Below are 7,141 nucleotides of genomic sequence, written 5' to 3'. Positions count from 1 at the left end.
TCCCGCAGGGGTTGACGAATCTAATCTTGACGATGGAAAGATTATGTTGACGCACGACCAGTTCCGCCTCTATGCTGATCTTGACAATGGAAAGATCGACGCGCCCTGTTGGCGCGGAGGAGGCTGGTATGAAAGTGTTCCTCATCGTCAAATTGGCGCTGCTGCCGTTCATCGTGTTCTGGGCGCTACTGGGCTGGCATCAGCCCTCCTGGGCCGTGTGGTCAGCCCTCGCTCTGGCGCTCGCCGGCAATCTGTGGCGCGCGACGCGCGCCGAACTGGCCGTCCTCGAGCTCGGCGGCCTGGCTCTTTTCGTCCTGCTGGCGATCGCCAATGATCTCGCTCCGAGCTGGACTGCTGGTAACGCGCTATGGCTGTCCTTCGCCGGACTGGGTGTGATCAGCTTCGTCTCGCTCGCGGTGGGCCGCCCGTGGACCTCCGACTATTCCCGGGCGAGCTATGTCGATAGCGCCGCGACGCCGCAGTTTCAGCTGATCAACATGCTGATGACCGGGCTGTGGGGCGTGCTGTTCCTCGTGCTCGGCCTTTGTCGCTGGGCCGGCGTGTCGTCCTGGATCACCACCGTCATCGTCGTGGTCGGCGCGCTGATTTCGATCTTCGGCCCGCGCTTTGCGATCCGGCAGGCCATCCAGCGCATGCGGGCGTCGCGGGAGGACTATCATTGGCCGGCACCGGCCTTCTCCGACGCCGAGAGTGCCGATTGCGACGTCGCGGTCATCGGGGCCGGCATCGGCGGCCTCACCGCTGCGGCGCTGCTTGCCGACTCCGGGCTCAGGGTGAAGGTGTTCGATCACCACGTCGTGCCCGGCGGCTTCTGCCACAGCTATCTGCGCAAGGCGCATCACGACAACAAGCCGGTGCTGTATCGCTTCGACGCGGGGCCGCACGATTTCTCCGGCGTCTGGCCGGGCGGTCCGGTCGACAGCGTGCTGCGCCGGCTCGGCGTCGCCGACCGCATCGAATGGAAGCGCGTCACCCATTCCTACCGTCTAGCGGGCCGCCGCATCGACGTGCCCGAGGACTGGCGCGCCTATGTCCGGCTGCTCTGCGAGATGTTCCCGGCGAGTGCGGACGGTCTGGTCAGGCTGTTCGATACGATTCACGCGATCTTCGAGAGCATGTATGCGACCGGCCAGGGCCGCAGCGGCATTCCCGGCATGCCCGAATCGATCGAGGAGATGCTCGCCTTCCCGCGCAGGCATCCGCAGGCCTTCCGCTGGATGAACCGGCCGTTCGACGAGCTGGTCGCGGCCCATGTCTCCGATCCCGAGCTGATCGCCACGCTCAATGCGCTGTCCGGCTATCTTGGCGACGGCAGCGAGAAGCTCAGCTGCGCCCAGATGGTCCCGATCTTCGGCTATTATTTCAAGGGCGGCTTCTATCCTGTCGGCGGCTCCGGCCACCTCGCCGATGTGCTGACGGATGCGATCACCGCTCGTGGCGGCGAGGTGGTGTTGAAGACGAAGGTCACGCGCATCCTTGTGGAGCAGGGCCGTGCCGTCGGCGTCGAGCTCGGCAATGGCCGCACGGTCCGTGCCCGGGCCGTCGTCTCCAATGCCGATCTCGGCCGGACGTTCACCGAGCTCTTGAGGCCCGATGAGCTGCCGGCAGCCGTCCGCAGCCTCGCGCCCGCGACGTCCTGCTTCTCGGTGCATCTCGGTCTCGACATCGTCCCCGACATTGCGCCGGCCACGCATCTCGATACTCCGATGGGGGTCGGCCTCGCCGTGATGTCCAAGCTCGATCCATCGGCGGCGCCTGAGGGGCATGCGACGATGACGATCATCACGCTCGTTCCTCACGACCAGGCCAGGAGCTGGTTTCCGGCCGAAGGGGGCGACGACTGGAAGGCGTGGCGGCGTTCGCCGGACTACGAGGCGCGCAAGCAGCAGCTCGGCGATGCCATGGTGGCCGCGGCCGAGACCGTCATTCCCGGCCTGTCGCAGCACATCGTCTACCGCACCGACGCCAGTCCCATCACCTATGCGCGCTACGACCTCGCCTGTGCCGGCTCGATCTATGGCGTGGCGCGATCGGGGCGGCTGAAGGGCGCGAAAGCTCCGCTGCGCAATCTCGTCATCGCCGGCGGCGGCAATGCAGGGGCGGGCGTCGAGGCGGTGGTGATCTCGGGCGCGGAGGCCGCCGAGGCGCTGCTGCCGGGCCTGCTGTCGCGCAAGGCCGCTCGCGCCGAGCAGCTGCAGCCCGAGCTGGTGCTGGCGCGAGCGCCGCGTTGATCAAGGCGTATAAAGGTAGCGCAGCAGTGTGCGGCCGACGGCCTCGAGGCTCTGCGCCGAGCACTGCTCGATCGTGTCCTGCGTGGTGTTGAAATACGGCTCGTAGTCGAAGTCGATGACCAGGAAGCTCGGAATGCCGGCCTGCTGCAGCGCGGTGTGGTCGTCGCTGATCGGATAGGACGTCGGCTCCGGCGAGAACGCCTGCGGCGCGATCCGGCTGCCGATGCTCCAGAACTTCTTGACCTCCGGCAGCGCGGAATGCAGCGACGACGGCTCGGGCTGCAGCTTCAGGTCCTTGTCGCAGACCATGTCGAAATCGACCGCCTTTTCCGGCTTGCGCGTCGGATAGTAGTCCTTCAGCTTCGTCACGAAATACGGCGAGCCGAGTGGGCGCCAGGTCGGATCGCCGGCCCCGAGCGATTTCGGCCCCTCCTCGCCGTCGAAGAAGATGAAGTCGATGCCGATTTCCGGCTTCGGCGACAGCGTCAGCACGCGCGCCGTCTCCAGCAGCAGCGCGACCGCCGACGCCGAATTGTTGGCGCCGGGCATCGGGGCATCCGGCGATTTCGGGTCGCGATAGGCCTTGATGATGCTGTCGTAATGCGTGGCGACGATGATGCGGCGCGGATTCTGCACCTGGAAGCGGGCGATGATGTTGGTGAGCGGGATCGCCTTGCCGTCGTCGCCCTTGGCGGTGAAGCTCTGCGTCAGCACTGCGTCCGCCGCGCTCTTGGCCATCGCCGCCTTGATGTAGTCGATGGTCTTCTGATGTCCCGGCTCGCCCATCGAGCGCGGCGTGAATTGCAGGAGGTCGGCGATGACAGCCATCGCGCGCTGCCCGTCCCACAGCTCGATCTGAGCTTCGGCCGCGCGGGCGGCCGGCGATGTCAGCAGCCACGCCGCCATGGCCGCCGTCGCGGCGAGTCGAGACCAGACCTCAGGCATCCGCAAAGCTCTTCATCAATGAACGTCAGGCGTCTTCTTGCCGAAGGGAACGAACAGGATGGCGGCGCAGCCAGCCAGCACGACCGCAAAATAATAGGTGATCGCGCGCGAGCCGATCGTCGGGATCAGCGAGAAGGTTGTGACCAGGGTGCCGACGACGTTGCCGATGGTCGAAACGCCGTAGACGAGGCCGGCGACGCGGCCCGCCTCGTCGGCCGAGCGCGTCAGCAGGCTGACCGCGATCGGCGAGAAGGTGCCGAGCAAGGTCAGCGGCACCAGCAGCAGCGCGGTCGCAGCCATCAGCGTCGCCATCGGACCATCCCCGATGGTGTCGAGAATGTCGGCCATGACGGCGTCGGCGGTCGCCGGCACCAGCGCCATGTAGGCGGCGGCGATCAGGATCATGGTGCCGATGGTGCGCGTGGTCGGCTGGCGGTCGACGATGGCGCTGCCGGCGAAATAGCCGATCGCGAGCGCGCACAGCACGGTCGAGATCAGGCTCGCCCAGGCGCCGATGCCGCTGCCGAAATAGGGATTGAGATAGCGGCTGCCGAGCATCTCGAAGCCCATCAGCACGCAGCCGACCAGGAACGAGCAGACGTAGATCGCCAACACCCCCGCGCGGGACACGTGCTCGCTCATGGCAGCTTCTTGTTGTGGCGCTCGATGCTCTTCAGCGCCTCGACCGGTGCGAAGTCGTCCGTCAGCACCTTGGCCTTGGCATCGATCACCTGGCCGTTGTCGATGTCGATGCGCTTGCGCTGCGCCAGCATGTCGGCGAGCTTGTAGCGGAAGCCGAACTCCTTGTCGCGCTCCTGCGCGATCGCAGCGAGATCCTCTGGCTTTCGCTCATCGCCGGGGTAGGCGACCATGACGATGTTGCCGCCGGCCTCGTAGAAGTCGACCTGCGGGAAGACGCTGTGGATGGTCTTGACCGCGGCGTCGAACAGCATCGTCGACGGCTCGACGTTCTGCGCCACCACGCCGCCCTCGGCGAGATGCTCCTTGACCAGCTGATAGAATTCCTTGGTCAGGAGGTGGAACGGCACGAACGGCCCGCGATAGGCATCGATCAGGATGATGTCGTAGCGCTCTTTCGATTCCTGCACGAACAGCCTGCCGTCGCGGTTGGCGACGTGGAAGTTCGGCTCCTCCTTGATGCCGAAATATTTCTTGGCGAACTCCAGCACCGTCGGGTCGAGCTCGACCGAGGTCACCTGCACCTTGGGCAGGAAGCGATGCAGGTACCAGGCGGTGCGGCCGCCGCCGAAGCCGATCTCCAGGATCGAGCGGACGTCCTTGGCGTACATCACGCTGGCGGTCATGAAGCGGGTATAGTCGACCGGCAGATCGAGCTCGTCTTTGGTGTTGTAGACGCTCTCCGTATAGATGCGCCGGTTGTGACCGAACGTCATGCTGCGGTAGGGCGCCTGCTCATAGACATAGATGTTGTTGTAGAGCGACTCCTTGGACTCCAGCAAATGGCGGGTGTCCTGCGCGCTGGCGGCAGCCATGCAGAGGAGACTTGCGAGGGCGCCTGAAATGACCGACCGGATGAGCATCGACTTGTCTGTTTCCCTCGGCTGAACATGGGGGTGGGCGGGCACCGCGCGGCGGCTCCGTGGCGCGGGACGGCTGTCCTCGCTCACGAGCCGCGCTCAGGCACGACCAATACGGCAATCCCGAGGCCGGTTCCGCATCGGCGCCGTTCTCTTAGACCATCGGCTGGCGGCCGGATAGTCAAACCACCCCTCCCAACGGGGGTGTGATCGCCTGCGGCCGGCAGGCCTTCTGTTCCCGCGGCGACGCGCCTATGATGCGCCTCGGCACGGCCATCGGGTGCCGCATGGAGTCGGGGGCATCACCGTGTTGAGGTGGGCGCTGGTCGCCTGTTTGGCCCTGCTCGGCGGACTGGCCAAGGCCCGGGACGAGGCTGCGCCGCACCGGCGCGCGGTGTCGGTCGTCGCCGATGCGCGCATCGCGGTGGGCGATCGCGGCATTCTGCCGCTTTATGTGTCCCGGCCGTGGACACAGCCACAATCCGACATCACGCGGGTCGTGCTGGTTCTGCACGGCTGGCTGCGTAACGCCGACGCTTACTACAAAACGGCGATGAAGGCCCGCGATGCCGCGGGCGGAGCCGGGGCGACCACGCTGCTGGTCGTGCCGCAATTTCTCGCCAAGCGTGATGTCAAGGCGCATCGGCTGCCGCCCGAGATCCTGCGCTGGACCCTCGAAGGCTGGCAGGGCGGCGATGCGGCCATCGGTCCGCAACCCGTCAGCTCGTTCGAGGCCCTCGACGCGATCCTGGCGCATCTCGCCGATCGCGCCCTGTTTCCAGCCTTGACCGAGGTCGTGATCGCCGGCCATTCCGGCGGTGGCCAGGTGGTGCAGCGCTATGCGATCGCCGGCCGGGGCGAGACAGCGCTGACGCAGCGGCAAATCGCGGTGCGCTATGTCGTCGCCAATCCCTCGTCCTACGCCTATTTCTCGACCGAACGCCCCGAGCCCGCGATTGCCGCGAGCTGTTCCGGCTATGATCGCTGGAAATACGGTATGGCCGACCGGCCCGCCTATCTCGCCACGCCGACATCGGCCGAGCTCGAGCGGACGTATGTCGGCCGCCGCGTGATCTATCTGCTCGGTGTCCGGGACACCGACCCGGACCACCCCGCTCTCGACAAGAGCTGCATGGCCGAGGCCCAGGGGGCGACACGCTATGAGCGCGGCCATTCCTATGCCGCGGCCATGGCGTCGCGCGATGGCGGCACCCCAAACCATCGGCTCTGGGACGTCGCCGGCGTCGGCCACAGCGGCGACAAGATGTTCATGTCGCCGTGCGGGCTCAAGGCCCTGTTCGGTGTTGCCGGCTGTGGAGAGGACCCTTGATCTTCGAAGCCGGCCACCGTCCGGCGGGCAGCGTTAGAGACTTCCGGTCGCTGGCCGGGTCTGCTATGCAGGCTGCCGAAGCAGGTGCACTCCGGTGCAGTGCTCCGGTCCCGTAGCTCAGCTGGATAGAGCGGCGGTTTCCTAAACCGTAGGTCGCATGTTCGAGTCATGCCGGGATCGCCATCTGCCGCTGCATCGCGCCGGCAGAATCCTTCGCATCCAGCTCTCTACCGCAAAGACTGTCCCATCCACATCCTGATCGCCGCGGGCTGAGGTCCAGGCGTTCGGGAAACGGGTGGAGCGCATCGTCGCGATCATGGAACCTGCCAGGCGAGACGGCGGTGGGAGCCGCCGATCGGCATCACCTGGAGAGCGTTTCATGCACACGACCATCGAGCCGGGCATCCTCTATTTCGGGACGCCCGTCGTTCTGATCAGCACCGTCAACGAGGACGGCAGCTGCAATCTCGCGCCGATGTCCTCGGCGTTCTGGCTCGGCTGGCGCTGCATGCTTGGCCTCGCCGCGGGATCGAAGACGCCACAGAACATGCGGCGCAGCGGCGAGTGCGTGCTGAACCTGCCCTCGGTCGATCTCGTCGCCGCGGTCGACCGGCTGGCGCTGACCACCGGATCGAACCCGGTGCCGCCGATCAAGCTGCGCAAGGGCTATCGCCACGAGGCGGACAAGTTTGCCGCGGCCGGTCTGACCGCGATCCTCTCCGACACCGTCGCGGCACCGCGCGTCGCCGAATGTCCGGTCCAGCTCGAGGCACGCGTCGAGGCGGTGCACGGCATCGCCGATGACGACGCCATCATGACGGGCCACATCCAGTGCTTCGAGGTGCGCGTGCAGCGGGTTCATGTCGATCCGTTCATCCTGATGGACGGCGCGTCCGACCGCATCGACCCCGACAAATGGCGCCCGCTGATCATGAGCTTCCAGCAGTTCTATGGCCTCGGGCCGCGCGTCCATGAGTCGCGGCTTGGGACGATTCCCGAGGCGGCCTATCGCACGCCCGACGTCGCCCGCGCCCGCGTGGCGGCCGTCAAGGGCT

At 66.4% G+C, this 7,141-nt stretch carries 6 protein-coding genes and 1 tRNA gene; 4 read left to right on the top strand and 3 right to left on the bottom strand.

Translation table 11 applies throughout. The annotated features are described in order from the left end of the window. Positions 1 to 128 precede the first annotated feature (128 nt). Positions 129 to 2,252 (top strand): phytoene desaturase family protein, encoded by a 2,124-nt coding sequence (locus BRAO375_RS03085; RefSeq protein WP_009025990.1) that lies wholly within the window; start codon positions 129 to 131, stop codon positions 2,250 to 2,252. Here BRAO375_RS03085 and BRAO375_RS03080 read toward each other — a convergent pair whose 3' ends face one another. Genes BRAO375_RS03080 through BRAO375_RS03070 form a run of 3 tightly spaced genes read right to left on the bottom strand, consistent with a single transcriptional unit; the run spans position 2,253 to position 4,759 of the window. Further along, positions 2,253 to 3,197, bottom strand: a complete 945-nt coding sequence (locus tag BRAO375_RS03080) for a M28 family peptidase (protein WP_009025989.1) — start codon at positions 3,195 to 3,197, stop codon at positions 2,253 to 2,255. Positions 3,198 to 3,212: 15 nt separating this feature from the next. Continuing rightward, complete coding sequence (locus tag BRAO375_RS03075) at positions 3,213 to 3,839, bottom strand: fused MFS/spermidine synthase (RefSeq protein ID WP_009025988.1); 627 nt, start codon at positions 3,837 to 3,839, stop codon at positions 3,213 to 3,215. Beyond that, a complete protein-coding gene (locus tag BRAO375_RS03070; RefSeq protein ID WP_009025987.1) occupies positions 3,836 to 4,759 on the bottom strand; it encodes a spermidine synthase in 924 nt (307 codons plus the stop codon). The genes BRAO375_RS03075 and BRAO375_RS03070 overlap by 4 nt, the downstream gene beginning before the upstream one ends. Positions 4,760 to 5,063: 304 nt before the next feature. Between BRAO375_RS03070 and BRAO375_RS03065 the strand changes: the two genes are divergently transcribed. The 3 genes from BRAO375_RS03065 to BRAO375_RS03055 all read left to right on the top strand — a co-directional run. Then, complete coding sequence (locus tag BRAO375_RS03065) at positions 5,064 to 6,086, top strand: hypothetical protein (protein WP_009025986.1); 1,023 nt, start codon at positions 5,064 to 5,066, stop codon at positions 6,084 to 6,086. Positions 6,087 to 6,192: 106 nt separating this feature from the next. After that, positions 6,193 to 6,269 (top strand) — tRNA-Arg (locus tag BRAO375_RS03060). A 196-nt stretch (positions 6,270 to 6,465) separates the two neighbouring features. Continuing rightward, a partial coding sequence (locus tag BRAO375_RS03055) for a flavin reductase family protein (protein WP_052536042.1) occupies positions 6,466 to 7,141 on the top strand: 676 nt, incomplete at its 3' end.

The organism is Bradyrhizobium sp. ORS 375 (assembly GCF_000239775.1).
Taxonomy (GTDB): Bacteria; Pseudomonadota; Alphaproteobacteria; order Rhizobiales; family Xanthobacteraceae; genus Bradyrhizobium.
This window is presented reverse-complemented; position numbering and strand designations above follow the sequence as displayed.